General features: G+C 71.9%; 17 protein-coding genes and 1 other RNA gene. 12 read left to right on the top strand and 6 right to left on the bottom strand.

Annotated features, from left to right (window positions below; genetic code table 11):
- Window positions 1-60 precede the first annotated feature (60 nt).
- The gene (locus ACFQ6S_RS17150) at window positions 61-1,497 is read left to right on the top strand and encodes an RNB domain-containing ribonuclease (RefSeq protein ID WP_383409622.1); all 1,437 of its coding nucleotides are present in this window, start codon (window positions 61-63) and stop codon (window positions 1,495-1,497) included.
- Here the strand turns inward: ACFQ6S_RS17150 and ACFQ6S_RS17145 are convergent.
- Together ACFQ6S_RS17145 and ACFQ6S_RS17140 are read right to left on the bottom strand one after the other, a co-directional pair.
- Window positions 1,448-2,050: a hypothetical protein gene (locus ACFQ6S_RS17145; protein WP_383411255.1), complete on the bottom strand. Its 603-nt coding sequence runs from the start codon at window positions 2,048-2,050 to the stop codon at window positions 1,448-1,450. The two genes, ACFQ6S_RS17150 and ACFQ6S_RS17145, sit on opposite strands and share 50 nt — an antisense overlap.
- Complete coding sequence (locus ACFQ6S_RS17140) at window positions 2,050-2,808, bottom strand: MerR family transcriptional regulator (protein ID WP_383409620.1); 759 nt, start codon at window positions 2,806-2,808, stop codon at window positions 2,050-2,052. The genes ACFQ6S_RS17145 and ACFQ6S_RS17140 overlap by 1 nt, the downstream gene beginning before the upstream one ends.
- A 163-nt stretch (window positions 2,809-2,971) precedes the next feature.
- On the opposite strand from ACFQ6S_RS17140, the gene ACFQ6S_RS17135 reads away from it, so the two are divergent.
- The 4 genes from ACFQ6S_RS17135 (at window position 2,972) to rnpB (ending at window position 6,020) form a co-directional block, all read left to right on the top strand.
- Window positions 2,972-3,550 (top strand): Uma2 family endonuclease, encoded by a 579-nt coding sequence (locus ACFQ6S_RS17135; protein ID WP_383409617.1) that lies wholly within the window; start codon window positions 2,972-2,974, stop codon window positions 3,548-3,550.
- Between the two features lie 44 nt (window positions 3,551-3,594).
- Window positions 3,595-4,419 carry an AraC family transcriptional regulator gene (locus tag ACFQ6S_RS17130; protein ID WP_383409615.1) on the top strand — a complete coding sequence of 275 codons (825 nt, stop codon included), beginning with the start codon at window positions 3,595-3,597 and terminating at the stop codon, window positions 4,417-4,419.
- 19 nt (window positions 4,420-4,438) lie between these two features.
- Window positions 4,439-5,428 (top strand): DMT family transporter, encoded by a 990-nt coding sequence (locus ACFQ6S_RS17125; RefSeq protein WP_383409612.1) that lies wholly within the window; start codon window positions 4,439-4,441, stop codon window positions 5,426-5,428.
- A 186-nt stretch (window positions 5,429-5,614) separates the two neighbouring features.
- An RNA gene (gene rnpB / locus ACFQ6S_RS17120) (RNase P RNA component class A) lies at window positions 5,615-6,020 on the top strand.
- Window positions 6,021-6,429: 409 nt separating this feature from the next.
- Here the strand turns inward: rnpB and ACFQ6S_RS17115 are convergent.
- Window positions 6,430-7,047 carry a DUF402 domain-containing protein gene (locus tag ACFQ6S_RS17115; protein ID WP_383409609.1) on the bottom strand — a complete coding sequence of 206 codons (618 nt, stop codon included), beginning with the start codon at window positions 7,045-7,047 and terminating at the stop codon, window positions 6,430-6,432.
- 119 nt (window positions 7,048-7,166) lie between these two features.
- Between ACFQ6S_RS17115 and ACFQ6S_RS17110 the strand changes: the two genes are divergently transcribed.
- The 5 genes from ACFQ6S_RS17110 (at window position 7,167) to ACFQ6S_RS17090 (ending at window position 13,664) form a co-directional block, all read left to right on the top strand.
- Complete coding sequence (locus ACFQ6S_RS17110; protein ID WP_383409606.1) at window positions 7,167-7,526, top strand: hypothetical protein; 360 nt, start codon at window positions 7,167-7,169, stop codon at window positions 7,524-7,526.
- Between the two features lie 164 nt (window positions 7,527-7,690).
- Complete coding sequence (locus tag ACFQ6S_RS17105; RefSeq protein WP_383409603.1) at window positions 7,691-9,202, top strand: esterase/lipase family protein; 1,512 nt, start codon at window positions 7,691-7,693, stop codon at window positions 9,200-9,202.
- A 267-nt stretch (window positions 9,203-9,469) separates the two neighbouring features.
- Entirely contained in the window at window positions 9,470-10,177 is a 708-nt protein-coding gene (locus ACFQ6S_RS17100) for a response regulator transcription factor (RefSeq protein ID WP_383409600.1), read from the top strand.
- Window positions 10,178-10,326: 149 nt separating this feature from the next.
- Entirely contained in the window at window positions 10,327-12,036 is a 1,710-nt protein-coding gene (locus ACFQ6S_RS17095; protein WP_383409596.1) for a flavin-containing monooxygenase, read from the top strand.
- 5 nt (window positions 12,037-12,041) lie between these two features.
- Window positions 12,042-13,664, top strand: coding sequence for a hypothetical protein (locus ACFQ6S_RS17090; RefSeq protein WP_383411253.1), 1,623 nt, complete (start codon window positions 12,042-12,044; stop codon window positions 13,662-13,664).
- 32 nt (window positions 13,665-13,696) lie between these two features.
- Here the strand turns inward: ACFQ6S_RS17090 and ACFQ6S_RS17085 are convergent, their stop codons facing one another.
- Together ACFQ6S_RS17085 and ACFQ6S_RS17080 are read right to left on the bottom strand one after the other, a co-directional pair.
- The gene (locus ACFQ6S_RS17085) at window positions 13,697-14,062 is read right to left on the bottom strand and encodes a MazG-like family protein (RefSeq protein WP_383409592.1); all 366 of its coding nucleotides are present in this window, start codon (window positions 14,060-14,062) and stop codon (window positions 13,697-13,699) included.
- 45 nt (window positions 14,063-14,107) lie between these two features.
- Window positions 14,108-14,665 (bottom strand): DoxX family protein, encoded by a 558-nt coding sequence (locus tag ACFQ6S_RS17080; RefSeq protein ID WP_383409590.1) that lies wholly within the window; start codon window positions 14,663-14,665, stop codon window positions 14,108-14,110.
- Between the two features lie 132 nt (window positions 14,666-14,797).
- Between ACFQ6S_RS17080 and ACFQ6S_RS17075 the strand changes: the two genes are divergently transcribed.
- Window positions 14,798-15,124 (top strand): nuclear transport factor 2 family protein, encoded by a 327-nt coding sequence (locus ACFQ6S_RS17075; RefSeq protein WP_383409587.1) that lies wholly within the window; start codon window positions 14,798-14,800, stop codon window positions 15,122-15,124.
- A 66-nt stretch (window positions 15,125-15,190) separates the two neighbouring features.
- Window positions 15,191-16,177, top strand: coding sequence for an aldo/keto reductase (locus ACFQ6S_RS17070; RefSeq protein WP_383409584.1), 987 nt, complete (start codon window positions 15,191-15,193; stop codon window positions 16,175-16,177).
- 258 nt (window positions 16,178-16,435) lie between these two features.
- Here ACFQ6S_RS17070 and ACFQ6S_RS17065 read toward each other — a convergent pair whose 3' ends face one another.
- Window positions 16,436-17,200 (bottom strand): SDR family oxidoreductase, encoded by a 765-nt coding sequence (locus ACFQ6S_RS17065; protein WP_383409581.1) that lies wholly within the window; start codon window positions 17,198-17,200, stop codon window positions 16,436-16,438.
- Window positions 17,201-17,272: the final 72 nt, after the last annotated feature.

Below are 17,272 nucleotides of genomic sequence, written 5' to 3'. Positions count from 1 at the left end.
GTCGAACTCCGCCACAGCGTACGGCGTGCCCGTCGACGGCCCTCGCCCTACGCTCGACTCATGCCCCGCCGCCACATCCGCGTGACCGGCGCCCCCGAGGCCCCCCTCCGGGCCGCCCTCACCGCGCTGCGCAACGAACTCGGCGTCCCCGGAAGCTTCCCGCCCGAGGTGCTGGCGGAGGCCGAGCAGGCCGCGAAGGCCCCGGCCCTCCCGCCGTACGACGCCACCGACCTCCCCTTCTTCACCGTCGACCCGCCCACCTCCACCGACCTCGACCAGGCGATGCACCTGTCCCGGCAGGGCACCGGCTACCGCGTCCGGTACGCCATCGCGGACGTCGCCGCCTTCGTCGTACCGACGGGCGCGCTCGACCGGGAGGCGCACCGGCGGGTGACCACGCTCTACTTCCCGGACCTGCGGATCCCGCTGCACCCCGAGCCGCTGAGCGGGGTCGCGGCGAGTCTGCTCCCGGACCGGGACCGGCCCGCCGTCCTCTGGACCATCGACCTCGACGGGGACGGCCGTACGCTCACCGTCGACGTCCGCCGGGCCCTCGTCCGCAGCCGGGCGAGGCTCGACTACGCGGGCGTGCAGAAGGAGATCGACGCGGGGACGGCCGAGGAGCCGCTGGCGTTGCTGAAGGAGATCGGGGAGCTGCGGGAGCGGCTGGAGGTGGAGCGGGGCGGGATCTCGCTCAGCGTGCCCGAGCAGGAGATCGTCGAGCGCGATCACACCTACGAGCTCGCCTATCGCGCACCGCTGCCCGCCGACGGCTGGAACTCCCAGATCTCCCTGCTGACCGGCATGGCCGCCGCCGATCTGATGCTGGCCCACGGCACGGGCATCCTGCGCACCCTCCCCGCCGCCCCGGACGGCGCGGTGGGCCGTCTGCGCCGCACCGCGCACGCCCTGCACATCGACTGGCCGCACCACGTCTCCTACGCCTCGCTGGTCCGCTCCCTGGACCCGCACCGCCCGCATCACGCGGCCTTCCTCCAGGAGTGCACGACGCTGCTGCGCGGCGCCGGCTACACGGTCTTCAGCGACGGAGCCCTCCCGCCCCTGACCACCCACTCCGCCGTGGCCGCCCCCTACGCCCACTGCACGGCCCCGCTGCGCCGCCTCGCCGACCGGTACGCGTCCGAGATCTGCCTGGCGGCGGTCGCCGGCCGACCGGTGCCCGAGTGGGTGCCCGCCGCCCTCGACGCGCTGCCGGCCCGGATGGCCGAGGGCACCCGGCGCGCGGGCACGGTCGAGCGGGAGTGCCTGGACATCGTGGAGGCGGCGCTCCTGAAGGACCGGGTGGGGGAGGTGTTCGACGGCTGTGTGGTGGAGGTCGAGGACCGTCACCCCGCCGTCGGGACGGTGCAGCTGGAGTCTCCGGCGATCATCGGCCGGATCGAGGGCACGGACCGCCTTCCGCTCGGAGAGCGGCTCCGGGTCCGCCTCACACAGGCAGATCCGGGATCGGCGAAGGTGCGCTTCGCGCCCGTGTGACCGCCTTGACGAGGCCGTCGGCGTCGTCGGCGTGGAAGCGGACGAGATGGATGTCGCGCCGGCGGCCGAGGAAGGTGAAGTGGGCGACGGGCTCGGCGAGTTCGAGCGTGACGGTGGTCTGCGCACCGATGGCGAGGTTGAGTTCGCCGTCGGCCCGTTCATGGGTGGTGCGCAGCTCGCGCCGCATCTGGGCGATCTTCTCCAGCGGTATGCGCAGATCGACGTGCGCGGCACGCCGGACGCGCAGGTGGCCGGCATCGAGGACGTGCGGCCGTACGACGGAGGCGGCGTGCATCCCGATGATGATCACAAGGGTGTACATGTCCACCATGAACCACACCCGTTGCACGGTCGGGTGGTTCCGCAGCAGTACGGACATCATGATCGACTCGATCACGATCACGAAACCGAATCCCAGCATCATCGTGCCCTGGCCGCGCGCGTACCCGAAGCCGGTGCCGTCACCGAGCCCGTGCCGGCGCCGGGCCGCCCACAGCCAGAGACTGGCGACGAGCCGCAGCTCGTGCCGCAGCAGGGTGAGCGCGGTCCGCATCATGGTCCGTGCCCTTCCGTGAGAATCCGCAGCGTGCCGCGGATCGCCTCGGCCTGCGCCGGGGCGAAGTCGGCGTAGAAGGCGCGCAGGAAGCTGTTGTCGGGGTCGACGTCCAGCGAGTCCGGGAGCATGTCGCGGGGCACGCAGTCGGCGAGGGCGCGGGCCGCCTCGTCCACGCGCGGGTCGGTGGGGTCCGCGTCGGCGAGGTCGTCCAGCAGGGCGTAGGCGGCGAGGGCCCGGTCCTTGCCGCCCGGCCGGGTGAGCGCGTCCCCCAGCGCGCCCATGAGCTGCTCCCTCCCCTCGGGATCCGCCGTGGTCTCGATCAGCGCGAGCATCTCGCGGTCCTTGGCGGCCATGGGGGAGTCCGAGACCTGGGCCATGTCCTGGAACAGCGCCGCGAGCCGCGGCGACACGGGCCCCTCGGCGGTGACCGCGCCCTCCGTCGCCAGCAGCGCCCGCAGCCGCGCCCGCCGCTCCCGGATGGCGTCCTCCTGCCGGGCGAGATCCTCATCGAGCTCGGTGAGCACCTCGACAAGATCCTTCCCGGCGTCCTCCGCGAGCACGTAACGTACCTCCGCGAGCCCCAGCCCCAGCTCCGTCAGCCGCCGGATCCGCGCCAGCACGACGGCGTGCCGCAACGTGTACTCCCGATACCCGTTCGGCCGCCGCTCCGGCTCGGGCAGCAGCCCCTGATGGTGGTAGTGCCGCACCGTCCGGGTGGTGACACCGACGGCGGCGGCGAGTTCTCCGATCCGCATGGGACCAGTAGAGACGTTGACGTTGCGGCAGGGTCAAGCGGACGGCCCGGTGCCTGACGGCGACGTCGGCCGTGTGCCACGATCGAGGGAACGGTTCCCGATCTCACGGACAGGTGATCTTCCGATGTCCCAGTCTGGCGAGCGACCCAAGGAGGGGCGCGACATGACTGCCGTGGCTCATGAGCCGATCACGCCGGCTGAAGGACTGCTGGCGACTTTCCTGTCCCTCGACACCCCGGAGGGTTTCCGGGCAGAACTGATCGAGGGGGAGATCGTTGTGACGCCGCCGCCGGACGGGGAGCACGAGGACTACATCGAACTGATCGTGGAGCAGGTGTACGTGCGATCCCGGACCAGGATGCAGTTCTCTGGCAACAAGGGCCTGAAGCTGCAGAGCGGTGATGGCTGCCCGAAGAACCACGTGATCCCTGACGGCACCTTCGCCCCCCGCGAGCTGCGGCTTTACCGGGGCGCCGACTCCTGGATGCCCTGCGACGGCGTCGCCATGGTGATGGAGGTGACGTCCACCAAGCCCAAAGCGGACCGCGAGGCCAAACGCCGCTGCTATGCCCGCGGCGGTATCCCTCTCTCCCTGCTTGTCGACCGCGAAGCCTCGTCGGTCACATTGTTCAGCGGACCTGAGAGGGACGACTATCGCGAGCACTGCACCCGCCCCTTGGGCAAGCCGCTCACACTCCCCGAGCCTTTCGGCTTCGAGCTGGACACCGCGGACTTTCTCTGACGCCACTGGCGTTGCACCTCCGGGAGGATGCAGGGAGGTGCGACGTGGGTGAACAGGCGCTGTGGACCAGGGCGAGGCTGGGCCGGGACGGCCCTCCGCTCGATCTGCTGACCGCCCGCTTCGACCGGCACGTCTACGCCCCGCACGCCCATGACGAGTTCACGATCGGCGTCTGTGTCGGAGGCAGCGAGATCATCGACTACCGGGGCGGCCGCATCCGCCCCACCCCCGGCTCCATCGTCGTACTGGCACCGGGCGAGATGCACACGGGCGGTCCGGCCGAGTCCGGGGGCTATGCCTACCGGGCCCTGTACGCCGAGCCGTCGCTCCTGAGCGACGGCACCCTCGGCACCGCCGTGCCGTACTTCCGCGCCCCTCTCCTCGACGACCCGGAACTGGCCGCCGCCCTGAGCCTCGCGCACACCGAACTCGCCGCCTGCCCCGACCCGCTGGAGGCCGAGTCCCGCGTCCCGTGGCTGCTGACGGCCCTCGCCCGCCGCCACTCCACGGCACGCGGGGTGAGCGACACCGTGCCCGGCGCCGATCACATCGCGAGGACGGTCCGCGACCGCCTGGCCGACGAACTCACCGCCCCGCCCGCCCTCGCCGACCTGGCCGCCGAACTGGGCCTGTCCCGCTACCAGCTCCTGCGCGCCTTCCGTACGACGATGGGGATACCGCCCTACGCCTGGCTGGCCCAGCACCGGGTGAACCGGGCCCGCGCGCTGCTGGAGTCCGGCCTGCGGCCCGCCGAGGTCGCCGGGATCGTCGGCTTCGCGGACCAGGCGCACCTCACCCGATGGTTCCGCCGCGTACTCGGGGTGACCCCGGCGGCGTACCGCAACAGCGTTCAAGACAGCAGGTGGTGAGGGGGCCGAAACTCGCCGCATGACTGCACGCGGCTGGTTCCTGTTCGCCCTGATGAGCGTGGTCTGGGGCATCCCCTATCTGATGATCAAGGTGGCGGTGGAGGAGGTCTCCCCGTCCATGGTGGTGTTCACGCGCTGCGCACTGGGCGCCGCGCTCCTGCTCCCCTTCGCGCTCCGCCAGGGCGGCCTGTCCCGGACGATACGGGCCCACTGGCGCCCCCTGCTGGCCTTCGCGTGCATAGAGATCATCGGCCCCTGGTGGACCCTGACCGACGCCGAGCGCCACCTGTCCAGCTCGACGGCGGGCCTGCTGATCGCGGGCGTCCCGATAGTCGGCGTGGCTCTCTCCCGCTTCTTCGGCGCCACCGAACACCTCGGCCTCCGCCGCCTGACCGGCCTGGCCCTGGGCCTGGCCGGCGTAGCGACCCTCACGGTCCCGCACCTGACGGGCGGCGACGCCCGCTCCCTGGCGGAGGTGCTGCTGACGGTCCTGGGCTACGCGACGGCCCCGTTGATCGCGGCGCGCTGGCTCAGGGACGTGCCGTCCCTCCACCTGACGGCGGCCTGCCTGACCCTGGCAGCGCTGGTGTACGCCCCCGCGGCGGCGCTGACCTGGCCTTCTTCGATGCCCTCGACCGAGACCCTGACGGCCCTGGCCGCCCTGGGCGCGATCTGCACAGCGGTCGCCTTCGTGGCCTTCCTGGAACTGATCAAGGAGGCCGGTCCGACGCGGGCGACGGTCTTCACATACGTCAATCCGGCGGTCGCGGTGGCGGCGGGCGCCGTCTTCCTGGACGAACGCCTCACGGCGGGGATCGCGGCGGCCTTCGCCCTGATCCTGGCGGGGTCGGTGCTGGCGACGGGCGGAGGGTCCGGGAGCGCGGGTGGGGCGGGCGTGGGGGAGACCGCCGGGCCGGGCAAGGGGAGGAGCGGTGGGGCGGGCGTGGGGGAGACCGCCGGGCTGGGTAACTGGAGGAGCGGTGGGGCGGGCGCGGGGGAGAGCGGCTGACTGGGTAACGGGGAGAGCGGTGGGGTGGGCGCGGGGAGAGCGGCGGACCGGGCAAGGGGAACAGCGGCGGACCGGGCAAGGGGAACAGCGGTGGGGCGGGCAAGGGGAACAGCGGTGGGGCGGGCGCGGGGGAGAGCGGCGGACCCGGCAGGGACGCTCGACCGGTACCATGGTCGACACGGCAGACGAGCCGGGCGGGCGGCCGCGTGAAGTCCCTCAGGGGGCTTCCCGAGGAACGTCCGGGCTCCACAGGGCAGGGTGGTGGCTAACGGCCACCCGGGGTGACCCGCGGGACAGTGCCACAGAAAGCAAACCGCCGGGGACCTCGGTCCTCGGTAAGGGTGAAACGGTGGTGTAAGAGACCACCAGTGCCCAGGGTGACCTGGGCAGCTAGGTAAACCCCACCCGGAGCAAGGTCAAGAGGGGCCGCCGTAACAGGCGGCCCTGCGCGGACGTTCGAGGGCAGCCCGCCCGAGTCCGCGGGTAGACCGCACGAGGCCGGTGGCAACGCCGGCCCTAGATGGATGGCCGTCGCCCTGGGCTCCGCGAGGAACCTGGGGAACAGAACCCGGCGTACAGCCCGACTCGTCTGCCGCTTCCCCGTCGGGATCGATCACGTACAGCCCGGGTGCGCCTCCCGCCGTTGCTCTACGGTCATGTGACCCAGGTCACACGTCGGCGTCGAACTTCCCCCTCCCCTCCGTGTCTGCTCCGCGCCAGCAACGCCCGCAGCAATCGGAGACCCGATGGCCATCCCACGACCACGACGTCCGTTCGACTGACGCCTGGCCCCCACGCCTTCACTCTGCGCATGCCCGAGCTGGAGCGGTATCTCACCGTCGTCTACCCGGACCCCGTCGGCTCGGGGGAGTCACGGCGGACGCCCCGCACGCCGACGCCGCCCAGCGTGTCCGTGTCCCCGCCAATCGCGTCGAGGCCCGCCTGCTGCTCGACGCCGCCCACGACCGAGGCCCGGGGCGGACCGGTCGCGGTCGCGCGGCTCAGTTCGGCCGATCGCCGTGACCGGTCCGGTCCCGCGCCGGCGGCACCGCATCCGGCACCCCCCACTCGGCCGGTGCCCGCCAGTCACGCCACCGCTCCCACCAGCACGTCCCGCGCTCGACGAGATCCACCACGCAGGAGGCGGCCTCCCGGACCGCGGCCGCCTCCTCGGTGTCGAAGCCGCCCGTGCGGGCCCGTTCCTCGAAGTGCTCGACGTCCTTCCACCGGTACGGGGAACCGTCCCCGGGGATGATCAGGTCCAGTTCGTGGTCCAGCGTGTCGAACCCGCGCTCCGTACGGACCAGCGGGGCCTGGAAGTTGACGTACCACTCCCGCAGCACCCCCTCCTCCCAGCGACCCCACACCGAGTAGCCGTCACCCGGCCGTTGCAGCTGGAGGACGCCGCTGGACGGCCACACGTGCTCGAACTCGATCCAGGGGTGCGGGCCCCAGCGGAAGTCGCCCCGCCCGAAGGTGAGCGGCGTGCCCTGGGCCAGGTAGACGGCTAGGGCGTCCTCGTCGTCATCGGCGACCCGCACGGGGTACACCAGCCATTCGCGGCCGTCCAGGATCTCCCGCCGGACGATCACCTCACCCACACCGAACCGTGATCTCATGCGGCCCCAGCGTAGGTGTCCCGTGGACTGGTCAGCCAGGCGCCGGGGACTCGATGGCCTCCTGCTGCCGCGGGGACATGGCTGCCAAGACGGGGCGACGAGGCCGGAGTTCGGTTCGCGTGGCGTGGGACGCGTCACCAGCGCTCGTGGGTGTGCCGGGGAGCGGCGAGATCGCCGGCGTTTCCGGGCCCTTCGAGGCCGCGCGCGGCGGCATGCCCCCGTTCCTGGAGGCCCTGATCCAGCGGGCCCAGGAGAGCGGTCGGCTGCGCCCCGAGGTCACCCCCTCCGACATCCCCGTCATCCAGCACATGCTGAGCGCGGCCACCAGGTTCACCCCCGGCAAGCGGCCGGACATCTGGCGCCGCTGTCTGGAGATCCTGCCGGAAGGCCTCAGACACCGCCCGGACAACCCCGCGACCACCCCGAGCCTCGGCAACGAGACGGTGGAGCAGGTGATGGGGCTCGTCGTGCCCGAGTAGGGCCGGAGCGAGTACGGCCGGAGCGAGTAGGGCCGGAGCGGTGCATGAGTGGTGCGGGAAGGGCGGTGAGCCCCCGCGTCACCGAAATGGGCTATTCCTGGAGGCCGTGGTTCCGGGGTTCCTCTACTCAGGAGGAGAGAACCCCGGTCTGATGGAGGCACGGCGTGGACCACAACCGCAGACTTCCCCTCGTCTACGTCCGAGGCTTCGCCGGCGGAACCGGAGGGATCAACAAAGCCGTCGACGACCCCTTCTACGGCTTCAACGAGGGCTCCACCCACGTCCGCGTCGGCGCGCACAACCAGCCGCTCTTCCATCAGTTCGAGAGCCCGCTGCTGCGTCTGCTGCTGGACGAGGGCTACGAACTGCTGGTGAAGGGGAGCCAGGAGACCTATCTCGCCGAGCACACGCAGATCCCCGCCAACACCGTCTGGGTCCATCGCTTCTACGACCGCTCGGCCACCACCTGGGGCGGCAGCTCCCAGGAGTACGGGCTGGAGAACGCCGCCGCCGATCTGCTGGACCTGATCGACCGGCTGCGCGAGAAGACCGGCGCACCCGGCGTCCTCCTCGTGGCCCACTCCATGGGCGGGCTCATCTGCCGGTGCCTGCTCCAGAAGGTCCTGCCCGACCGGGGGCGCGCTGCCGCCGACTGCGTCGCGAAGTTCTTCACGTACGGCACCCCGCACGGCGGCATCACCTTCGACCTCGGCGGCGGCCTGCTGGAGCGGATGCGGGACAGGCTCGGCATCCAGGGCGCGGACATCTTCGGGCCACGGCGGATGTACGAGTACCTCACCCCGCAGGCGCAGACGGTCCCCGGCGGTCCGCCAAAGGGCTGGGACGCCCGCCGGATGCCCGAGGGGCCGGGGGCGCTTCCCCTCGAGCAGGTCTTCTGTCTGGTGGGCACCAATCCGACGGACTACGACGTCGCCCTCGGGCTGTCGGCCCCCGCCGTCGGCCCGCACAGCGACGGGCTCGTGCAGATCGAGCGGGCGTATGTGCCCGGTGCCCAGCGGGCCTTCGTGCACCGCAGCCACAGCGGGCGCTACGGCATGGTCAACTCCGAGGAGGGCTACCAGAACCTGCGACGGTTCCTGTTCGGGGACACCCGGGTCGAGGCCTCCCTGGTCGACTACCGGCTCCCCGCCGACGACGACCTCGTCTGGCAGGCCGAGACCCGGCTCTCGGTGCGCGGGCTGCCCGTCGTGATGCACGAGCGGCTCGCGGCCCACTGGAGCCCGCTCCAGCTCGACCCGCCGCCGGACGGGCAGGAGGTGTCGGTGCCGCTGGCCACCACCTTCCTCAACAGCGGCCTGCGGGCGGAGACGGACGAACCCATGCGGTTCATCCTCCAGCTGCGGCTCATCTCCCTGCGCGAGCAGGGCGGCTTCTTCAACCTCTTCGACCATCTGGAACAGACCGCCGACTTCGCCGACACCCTCGTCATCGACGTGGGCACACCCGACGCCGGCCCCGAGGTCCAGGGGATCCGGGCCACCTGGAACTCGGAGATCGAAGGCGCCATCCGGGACCACAGCGCCGCCGGCGCCCCCCGTGCCGACGAGGACCCCGCACCCGACCGCTGGGTCGCCCACATCCGGCTGCCCGCCACCGCCGCCCCCCTCGTCGGCGCCGACGCGAGGATCCGGCTGGTCGCGACGCCCTGGACCTGAGAGCCTGTTTCTGAACCCCCGCCTGCGCCCCGACGCCCGGCACGCACCCTCGCCGCACGGCGCCGCAGGACAGGTGGCTCCGTCACATGACCTGCAACGCCGCACTCCCCCAGCCTTCGGCCGGGGGGACCCCCAGGGCACACACCGAACGCCGCTGCGCCCGCGCTCCGCGCGGACGACGGGGGTTCAGAAACAGGCTCTGAGGCGCGGTGGCCGGACCTGATCGCCGCTTACTTGCCTCAGGCAACCCGTAGGTAGGGTGGCCGCATGCCGAAGCCGCCGTCGACCGACGCGGTACCGGATGTCCTGCTCGTCGTCGGTGAGCCCCGTACGTCCGAGCCGCTCGCCGCGCTGCTGGAGCTCGCCGGTCATCGGACCGTCGCCGTGGACAGCGCCACCGAGGCCCATGTCCTGCTCAGCGAGCGCCGGTTCGATCTGGTCATCCTCGATGTGACCCTGGCGGACACCGAGGCGCTCCGGCACAGCCGCCGGCTCCTCGCCCCCGACCGCCCGGCCGTGCTGCTGCTCACCGGGTCCGGCGAGTTCCTGGGCAGCCTCCCCGGGGGCGGCCCCGGCGGGGCGGACGGGCAGCCGGGCGGCGCTCCCGGCCGGGTGGCCGAAGTCCTCGCGCGGGCACGGCAGTTGGTGCGCCGCGAGGGGCCCGCCGGATGGGACGGCGCGCTGCGCTACGGCGACCTCGTGCTGGACGACGCCACCCGCCGGGCCCGGCGCGGTGAGCGCGCCATCGAGCTCACGCCAGCCGAGTACCGCCTGCTGCGCTGTCTGCTGGTCAATGCCGAACGTGTGCTGTCCAAGGAGCAGATCGGCCGCCACGTCTGGGACGACACCCCGACCGACGGCGCGATCGAGCGGCTCGTCTCACGGCTGCGGCGCAAGGTGAACGGGGACCAGGCCGCGCTCATCCACACCCGGCGGGGCTTCGGCTACTGGCTGGGCCGGGCCGTACAGCCGTAGGCACCCTTCCGGCGGGTTGTGTCCTGGGTCACATTGATCAAGTGTCCGGGATATGTCTGGGACCTGTCAGCGCGATTCGCTTCCATGACCCCGACTTCCCCTGTCCCGGCCCTCCCGCGGCCGGCCCCACGACCGAGGAGAGCGCATCCATGGAGCTCGACTTCGACCCCGAGGCCCTGCGCGCCAAGTACCGTGCCGAACGTGAGCGTCGGATCCGTCCCGACGGCAACCGGCAGTACCGGCGTACCGTCGACGAGTTCGGCTCCCACGCCGATGACCCGCACACCGAGTTCACCGAGCGGGAGCCGCTGCACGACAGCGTCGAGGTCCTCGTCGTCGGCGGCGGCTTCGGCGGCACCTGGTACTGGAACCGGTATCCGGGCATCCACTGCGACATCGAGTCGTACATCTACCTGCCGCTCCTCGAAGAGCTCGGCTACGTCCCGAAGTGGAGATACGCCCCCGGCGAGGAGATCCGGCAGCACGCGATGGCGATCGGCCGGCACTTCGGCCTCTACCGGGACGCCTGCTTCCAGACCCGGGTGAGGGAACTGCGCTGGCACGACACCGACTTGGAGTGGATCGTCAGCACCGACCGAGGCGACGAGATGCGGGCGCGTCACGTGGTGATCTCCAGCGGAACACTCAGCCAGCCCAAACTCCCCGGCATCCCCGGCATCGAGACCTTCCGCGGCCACACCTTCCACACCAGCCGCTGGGACTACGACTACACCGGCGGTGACGCGAACGGCGGCCTGACCGGCCTCGCCGACAAGCGCGTCGCCCTCATCGGCACCGGCGCCACCGCCATCCAGGTCGTGCCGCACCTCGGGGCCGACGCGGCGCACGTGTACGTCTTCCAGCGCACCCCGTCCTCCGTGGACGTACGCGGCAACCGGCCCACCGACCCGGGTTGGGCCGAGTCGCTCCGGCCGGGCTGGCAGCGCCGCCGCAGGGAGAACTTCCTGAAGATCGTCACCGGCGTCCGCGCGGACGAGGACCTGGTGGACGACGCCTGGACGTCCACCGCCCGGCTCCAGGAGAAGCTCATCCCGACCAACGCCTACGCCGGCGTCCCGGCCGAGGAGCGCGAACTCGCCTACGAGATCGCCGACTTCCAGAAGATGAACGAGCTGCGCGCCCGGGTCGAGGCCATGGTCGAGGACCCGGAGACCGCCGAGCGGCTCAAGCCCTGGTACCGGTACATGTGCAAGCGGCCCACCTTCAGCGACACCTACCTCCAGACCTTCAACCGGCCGGACGTCACCCTCGTCGACACCGCCGACAGCCACGGCGTGGAGCGGATCACCGAGAACGCCGTCGTGGTCGGCGGCGTGGAGTACGAGGTGGACTGCGTCATCTTCGCGACCGGCTTCGAGGTCGGCGTCTCCGGGGTGCTGTCCGGGCGGCTGCCGGTGTACGGCCGGGGCGGCGCCGAACTGCTGCGGACCTGGATGAGCGGCGGCCCGAGGACGCTGCACGGGTTCTACTGCCAGGGGTTCCCCAACCTCTTCCACCTCGGCCCGCTGCAGAACGCCTCCGCCGTGAACTACGTCCACATCCTCGACGAACAGGCCACCCATGTCGCCGAGGTCGTCGCCGAGGCCCGCAAGCGGCAGATCCGGTGCGTCGAGCCGACCGCCGAGGCGCAGGACGCCTGGGTGGCGACGATCCGCCGCAAGGCGGCCGACCTGCACCGCTTCCAGGCCGAGTGCACCCCCGGCTACTACAACAACGAGGGCAGGCCGAGGGAGCGCAGCGAGTCGTACGGCGACGGCCCGGTCGCCTTCCACGAACTGCTGCGGCGCTGGCGGTCGGAGGGCGGCATGCGCGAGGTGCTGGCCGAGGGCGAGGCATGAGCGCCATGGAGCCGACCAGGTACGACACGACCGGCAACCGGCGGGCCGGCAGCGCCCGTCGGACGGTCGAGCGGCTCAACCCGCCGAATCGGCTGTGGGGTTCCAACGGGGTGGCGTTCGGGCCGGACGGGCGGCTGTACGTCGCCCAGTTCCTCGCCGGGCAGATCAGCGTCGTCGACCCGGCCACGGGGGACGTCGAGGTGGTCGTACCGATGGACGGTCCCGTGCAGTCGCCGGACGACCTCGCCTTCGGCGCGGACGGCTCGATGTACATCGCCGACCTGGTGCCGGGGCGGGTGTGGCGGCGCGGTCCCGAGGGCGAGTACACACTGGTCCGCGGGGACGTGGCCAACCCCAACGGCATCACCTGCGTCGGCGACCGGCTGTTCGTGAACGAGATGAAGCCGGACGGCCGGCTGATGGAGCTCTTCCCCGGCGGAGGCGACCCGCGGGTCCTGACGGAGGGGCTGGCGCTCGGCAACGCGATGCAGCTCGGCCCCGACGGCCACCTCTACTACCCGCACATGATGAGCGGACCGAACCCGCTGCTCACCGGCCAGGTCTGGCGGATCCCGCCGGACGGGGGCACCCCCGAGGTGGTCGCGGACGACGTCCACCAGCCGGTCGCCGTGCGGTTCGACCAGGGCGGGGTGCTGCATGTGCTCTCCCGGGGCCCCGAGGGCATCGTCACCCGGATAGACCTGCACGGCAGCGGCTCGCGGACCCTGGTCACCAGCGGGGTCGTCGGGCTCGACAACGCGGCCTTCGACGCCGAGAACCGCATGTTCGTCTCCAGCTACGCCAGCGGCGGCGTCACCGAGATGCACCCGGACGGCCGCACCCGCGAGCTCGTGCCGCGCGGCCTCGACGGACCGTACGGCGTGACGATCGACCTGGGCGGCAGGGTCTACGCCGCCGACCACTACCGCGTCGCGAGCCCGTCGCGGACCGGCGTCACCACCCACTCCCTGCTGCACTTCGCGCACGGCATCGCGGCCGACGGCGAACTCCTGCACCTCACCTCGCAGTTCGGGCAGGTCCAGACGTACGACCCCGGGACCGGGGCCGTACGGGAGCGGGCCGGCGGGCTGCGGCGGCCGCTCGGCATCACCGTCGCGCCGGACGGCTCACTCGTCGTCGCCGAGTCGGACGGGGGGCGGGTCGTGGCCGTCGACGCGAACGACGCCATCAGCGTCCTCGCGGACGGACTCGAACGGCCCGCGGACGTGGCGCACGACGCCGAGGGGCGCTGTTACGTCAGCGACGAGGGGGCCGGCACGGTGCTGCGGATCGAGGCGGACGCGCCGCCGGCCGTCGTCGTGGACGGCCTCGACGCACCACAGGGCCTCGCGGTCCTGGGCGAGGAACTGTTCACGGTGGAGACGGGGTCGCGCAGGCTGCGCGCGGTGTCTCTGGTGACGGGGGAGGTGCGCATCGACGCCGAGGACCTGCCGGTCGGGGCGCCGCCCGGAGTGGTTCCGCGTGCGGAACCCGCTCTCTTCGCCCAGGGGATGCCGGGGCTGGCGCGGCGGTTCGCCGGGCTGGCGGCCTCGCCGGACGGGGCGCTGCTGTTGTCGGCGAACGGCGAGGGGACGGTGTTGAGGCTGACTCCGGTCGAGCGGTCGTGACGGATCTGCGGGTCGGTGGGGGCTGGCGGAGTTCAACGCGACGTCGGGCCCAGCGACCGCTCCGTCACCCGCTCCGTCACCCGCTCCAGATGCCGGCCGAACACCTCACGGGTGTCCGGCGTCAGCGTCCGCAGGGCGACCAATGCCGTGATCACCACGTCGCACAGCTCGCCCTGCACGTCCTCCCAGCTGTGGGTGACGCCCTTGCGGGGGTTCTGGCCGGTCGCCCCGATGACCGCCTCGGCGACCTCGCCGACCTCCTCCGACAGCTTGAGCATGCGCAGCAGCATGCCCTCCTTGCCGCCGATGGGCTGGTCGGTGTCGAGCCAGGTCCACAGGGCGTCGACGGCTGTCCACAGGTCGGCGGAGGTCTCGGGCGGCGTGGCCTGATCAGTCATGCGGGCAGCTTGGCACAGGCCCGCAACCCCTCCGCACAAGGCCGTCTACTCCTCGAACAACGGTTCCTGCCCGTCCATCTGTTCACTCTTCTCCGGCCGGTCCAGCCTCCGTTGCCGTGCCCCCACGACCAGCGCCGTCACCGCCGCCGTCGCCGCCAGGGCCGTGGGGACCATCCAGCCGCGGTCGAGGACATGGCCGAGGGCGTGGTCGAGGGAGAGCCGTCCGGGGCCCGTGATCGCTAGGCCCGCGGCGGCCAGGCCCAGCGTCGCCGCGTGCTCGTAGCCGCCCTCCTGGTTGAAGAAGCCGTTCGGGGCGTGCACCGCGGCCGCCCCCGCCATCCCGCCGGCCGCCGCCGCACCGGCCGCGGGCGTCGCGAGCCCCAGCACCAGCAGCGTGCCGCCGCCGGCCTCCGCTAGGCCCGACGCCGTCGCGCTCGCCTTGCCCGGCCGGTAGCCGATCGACTCCATGAACTGGCCGGTCCCCTCGATGCCGTGCCCGCCGAACCAGCCGAACAGCTTCTGCGTGCCGTGTGCGATCAGCACCCCGCCGGCACCCAGCCGGAGCAACAGCAGGCCCACATCATGTCGGTTGTACTCACTCACGGCGACTCCCGGAACGGTCAGCAGGAACAGGACCCCACCCGCGTCTCCACCGTCGCACCCTCGACATCACCCGGCCTCCAATGGCCGCCGTTCGGGTGGCGGGCCGACAGGGCCGGTGTGAGGCTGACCGGTATGACGATTCAGACGTCCAAACTGAGCGACCCCGCCGTCCGCGCCTTCGTCACCGCCGTCAACGCCCACGACCGCGAGGGCTTCCTGAGCATCCTCGCGCCCGGCGCGACCATGGCGGACGACGGCAACGACCGTGACCTCGCCGACTGGATCGACCGGGAGATCTTCTCCTCGCACGGCCACATGGAGGTCGACAAGGAGTCGAACCACGGCCGTGACCTCCTCGCCAGCTACAGCAACGACGCCTGGGGCGAGATGCGCACCCGGTGGCACTTCGAGGTCGAGGAGGACGGCCGGATCTCCCGCTTCGAGACCGGCCAGGCGTAACCGGTTTCGGGAGTTCCGCCCGAGGGCTTGCCCTCGTGTGCGCTCCAACTCCTAACGTCCCTCCTCATGGAGACCAAGAGGACTTTGGGACGGACGGGCATCGCAGTAAGCGCTCTCGGCTTCGGCTGCTGGGCCATCGGCGGTGAGTGGCAGTCCGCCGACGGGCAGCCCCTCGGCTGGGGCAAGGTCGACGACGAGGAGTCGGTAGGGGCGATCCGGCGCGCCCTCGACCTGGGCGTCACCTTCTTCGACACCGCCGACACCTACGGCGCAGGCCACAGCGAACGCGTCCTGGGCCGCGCCCTCGGCAAGCGCCGCGCCGATGTCGTCGTCGCCACCAAGTGGGGCAACGTCTTCGACGAGGAGACCCGCACCCTCACCGGCGCCGACGACTCGCCGGAGTACGCCCGCCGCGCGCTGACCGCCTCGCTGAAGCGTCTGGACACCGATCACATCGACCTCTACCAGCTGCACCTGTCCGACGCCGCCCCGGAGCGCGCCGCCGAACTGCGGGACGTCTGCGAGGAGTTCGTACGTGAGGGACTCATCCGCGCCTACGCCTGGAGCACCGACGACCCGGCCCGGGCCGCCGTCTTCGCGCGCGGAGAGCACTGCGCGGCCGTCCAGCACATGGCCAATGTGCTCCAGGACGCGCCGGAGATGTTCGCGCTCTGCGAGGAGCTGGATCTGGCGAGCATCAACCGCAGCCCGCTGGCCATGGGCCTGCTGACCGGCAGGCGCAGGTCCGGGCAGGCCCTGGAGGCCGGGGACATCCGCAGCAGGCCGCCCGAGTGGCTGAAGGGCTTCGAGGACGGATCCGGCGCCGACCCGCGGTGGCTCGCCCGCGTCGACGCGCTGCGGGACGTGCTCACCGGCGACGGCCGTACGCCCGGCCAGGGCGCCCTCGCCTGGCTGTGGGCCCGCAGCCCGCACACCGTGCCGATCCCGGGGTTCCGTTCCGTCGCGCAGGCCGAGCAGAACGCGGGCGCGCTGGAGAAGGGGGCGCTCAGCGCCGAGCAGCTGAGCGAGGTCGACCGGATCCTCGGTCGCTGACCGCCGCCGTACGCGACTGCACGGCGGCCGTTCCACGCACCGGTGCGTATCTCGCGGTCCCACGCGAGATCCACCCCCACCCGGTGTCGTGGAACGGCTGCCGTCCCCCCTCGGTGTGGCCTGCGGAAGCTCCCTACTCCAGATGTGAAGCTCCGGTGTAGGTGATTTTGAGGATAAGCCGCCCACCGGCCCCGATGTACCGGAATTCAACATTCCGATTGTGTGAGTTGTGGAGACCGTGAGAACGCCGACCGGTCGTCAGCCGCGCCCCACGTACGGCATCGCGGTCGCCAGTACGGTCGCGAACTGCACGTTCGCCGCCAGTGGCAGCTCCGCCATGTGCCGCACCGTCCGCGCCACGTCGGCCACGTCCATCACGGGCTCGGGCCGCACCGAGCCGTCGGCCTGAAGGGCGCCCGACTCCATCCGTGCGGTCATGTCGGTCGCCGCGTTGCCGATGTCGATCTGGCCGACGGCGATGTCGTACGGCCGTCCGTCCAGCGACAGCGCCTTGGTCAGGCCGGTCAGCGCGTGCTTGGTCGCCGTGTAGGCGACGGAGTGCGGCCGGGGCGTGTGCGCGGAGATGGACCCGTTGTTGATGATCCGGCCGCCGCGCGGGTCCTGCTCCTTCATCTGCCGGTACGCCGCCTGCGCGCACAGGAACGCCCCGTTGAGGTTGGTGTCCACCACATGCCGCCAGGCGTCGTACGGCAGCTCCTCCACCGGCACCCCGCCCGGCCCGAACGTCCCCGCGTTGTTGAACAGCAGGTCGACCCGCCCGAACCGCTCCACGGTGGCGGCGAACAGCGCGGTCACGTCCTCCTGCCGTGACACGTCGGTCCGTACGGCGAGAGCGGCGCCCTCCGGCAGCAGTCCCGCCGTCTCCTCCAGCGTCTCGACACGCCGCCCCGCCAGCGCCACCGACCAGCCCGCGCGGAGCAGTTCCACCGCGACCGCCCGGCCGACGCCGGAGCCGGCGCCGGTCACCACGGCGATCCTCGTGTCCGTTTGCCTGTCATTCATGGGGCCGCAGGCTACGCGACGGTCCGCCATTCGGAACTCATCTGTCTGCCATCCGGGTGTTGTGTACGCGCC

Origin of the sequence: Streptomyces sp. NPDC056479 (assembly GCF_042795335.1) — a bacterium.
Taxonomy (GTDB): Bacteria; Actinomycetota; Actinomycetes; order Streptomycetales; family Streptomycetaceae; genus Streptomyces.
This window is presented reverse-complemented; position numbering and strand designations above follow the sequence as displayed.